Annotated in this window: 3 protein-coding genes; 1 reads left to right on the top strand and 2 read right to left on the bottom strand. The window is 30.0% G+C overall.

The window, feature by feature from the left end; genetic code table 11:
- Positions 1 to 205: 205 nt before the first annotated feature.
- Positions 206 to 1378, top strand: coding sequence for a DUF5050 domain-containing protein (locus tag V7014_RS26615; protein WP_335512056.1), 1173 nt, complete (start codon positions 206 to 208; stop codon positions 1376 to 1378).
- A 90-nt stretch (positions 1379 to 1468) separates the two neighbouring features.
- Here the strand turns inward: V7014_RS26615 and V7014_RS26610 are convergent, their stop codons facing one another.
- Complete coding sequence (locus V7014_RS26610; protein WP_335512054.1) at positions 1469 to 1663, bottom strand: hypothetical protein; 195 nt, start codon at positions 1661 to 1663, stop codon at positions 1469 to 1471.
- A 111-nt stretch (positions 1664 to 1774) separates the two neighbouring features.
- Positions 1775 to 2197, bottom strand: coding sequence for a PaaI family thioesterase (locus tag V7014_RS26605; protein ID WP_335512052.1), 423 nt, complete (start codon positions 2195 to 2197; stop codon positions 1775 to 1777).
- Positions 2198 to 2461: the final 264 nt, after the last annotated feature.

The raw sequence follows: 2461 nt of genomic DNA, 5'->3' as shown, positions 1-2461 counted from the left end.
ATAATTAATAGTATATAGTATTTATTCCAATAACTATATCTATAAAAACATTCTGAAAATATAATATGGTATTTTTATGAACTAATCATGAACAATGTGTTACAAAATCTATATTTTGATAATATATCTTACAACGAAACACCCTCTGTGAATAGTTATATGTGGTACTATTTAACTATTAAAAATTATTAGGGGGATAATTTTTATGCGATTAATATTTAAAATGACAGTAATTGTATGTCTTAGTTTTTCACAATTGTTATTAAGTAGTTCTGCTGAAGCGGCACATTCTTCTAATGAAGCAACTGTACAGTTTGATCAAGGACAAAAAGAAACAATAAATCAGTCGGCTTATAATATAACATATAATAATATTTTAAAAGCATTAAAGAATTATCAGGATACTGCAACATTTCCTGCAAAAAGTATATCTTATAAGCAGGTTGGATCAATATTAACTAAGGTATTAGCTGATCACCCTGAAATATTTTATTTTCAGCATAAGGGAACATTGGTTTATTCAAATGGAAAAATTGAATTAAAATATAAGTATTCTAAATCGAAAATCAATAAGATGGTTCAACAACTAAATAAGCAAATATCCTTAGTAATTAGTCAAACTGTTTCAAAAGGGGATTCTGATTTTGAAAAGGTTAAAGCTATACATGATTATATCGTGTTAAATTCAGCCTATGATTATACGAATTTCTTGAAAAATTCTGTTCCGGAAGCTTCTTATAATGCTTATGGATTATTGATAAATAAAATAGCAGTTTGTGATGGATATGCTAAAGCAATGAAATTACTGTTAGATAAAGTAGGTATAGAAACGCATTATGTGACCGGCTATGTGAATTCAGGTCTTCACGCGTGGAATTTAGTCAAAATTGATAAAAAGTACTACTATTTAGACACTACTTGGAATGACCCTGTACCAAATCGAAAAGGAAAGATTAGCTATAAATATTTTTTAGTACCAACGGCGTATTTGAAGAAAGATCACATATGGAGTAGTAAAGATTTTCCGAAAGCTGAATCAAATCGATATTCGTATTTTCAAGAGTTAACTAACTTTCAAGAAACCGAAAATTACTACTATTATAGCAACAGCAAAGATAATGCTAAACTATATAGAATGAACAAGGATGGAAGTGGAAAAGTAAAAATTTTAAATGCTAAGGCACCATACTTTGTTATTAAAGACCAGTCCATTTATTTCAGTAATTATTCAAATGGTGGATATTTATATAAATCGAACATTAAAGGGACAAGTTTAACCAGGCTCAATAAAGTACATTCAATCGACTTATACATACAGGATCATTATTTATTTTATACAAATAAAAACAAAGGACGATTAGAAAAAATCCGAATTTGATATACAAACAAAAAACATCCNNCTCGAATGTCGCAAATGAAAAAGTGCTCATTTACTTCCGATAAAGAGCACTTTATATATTTTAATAATTTAAATTTCACCTGTCCCATTACATGTAGGACAATCTTTGATAGCTGGATATAGTCTCGTTGCTCGTTTAAATGCAGCGTAGTAGGAGAACTGTCCTCCGTCAATTAAACGAATTAATTCATGGTCTAATGTCTCATAATCAGGATGCTGTTCATCAATTATTTTGCCGTCAAAGCATACTTTACATTGTGTCATGATATACCCCCAAGTTTGTATTTCAGTTTTAATCATACTATTTTTACAACTTATGGTCATGGAAAACGAATTTTTATTTACGCAAATAGATGTTGATTATCGTTAGATGAGTTAATCATTGATGAGAATGACAGAGGAGACAGCGCTAGCAACTTTTTTATCTTTTTGATATAAATCTGCTAGAACATAGGCAATTTGTTTCCCCATTCTATCCACTTTTGCTTCTACAAGTACTTCTCCTTGAAAGATTGGTTTATGAAATGTTGTATGTAAATCAATAGAAGCAAAGGATTGATTGTTTTGTAGTTTAGAAGCAATTGCATAGGCCATCATTATATCAGCCGCTGAAGCAACAAAGCCGCCCATGGCAACACCAATTCCGTTTATAAATTTCTCATCCACTTGCCAGATACCTCGAGCAATACCTTCATAAGCGTACTTCGCTTGAATTTGGAGAGTTAGATCACAGTTAGGGGGCTTTTCTCCATTAGTTACTACTTTCATTAAATCTTTCGCTTTAAATAATTCTCCCATAATGTTGTCTCCTTTCATAATTAGATAAAAGAAGCCCATTTCCTATTAAAATTGGAAATGGGCTGTTATCGTATTATCTCAGAATGTTAAATTGAGGATTTCTCCACCAGCACAGTTTACAATTTCAGCGCATGTTGTTAAACCATTGATTTTGTTTCAAGAAAATTAAACACAGTTAATTATAAAATATTTGTTAAAATTTAAATGTATTACTTAATTTAAGTTTAGCATGATTATATAGCATTCGCTAAATTTTTGTTTTAT

The sequence above is a fragment of the Bacillus sp. JJ722 genome (genome assembly GCF_036963345.1).
Lineage (GTDB): Bacteria > Bacillota > Bacilli > Bacillales > DSM-1321 > Bacillus_AD.
The sequence above is the reverse complement of the archived record's forward strand: the minus strand, read 5'-3'. Positions and strand labels throughout refer to the sequence as shown.

Coding starts and splice junctions, on each gene's coding strand:
- V7014_RS26605 (WP_335512052.1), bottom strand. CDS start 2,197: ATGGGAGAATTATTTAAAGCGAAAGATTTAATGAAAGTAGTAACTAAT.
- V7014_RS26610 (WP_335512054.1), bottom strand. CDS start 1,663: ATGACACAATGTAAAGTATGCTTTGACGGCAAAATAATTGATGAACAG.
- V7014_RS26615 (WP_335512056.1), top strand. CDS start 206: ATGCGATTAATATTTAAAATGACAGTAATTGTATGTCTTAGTTTTTCA.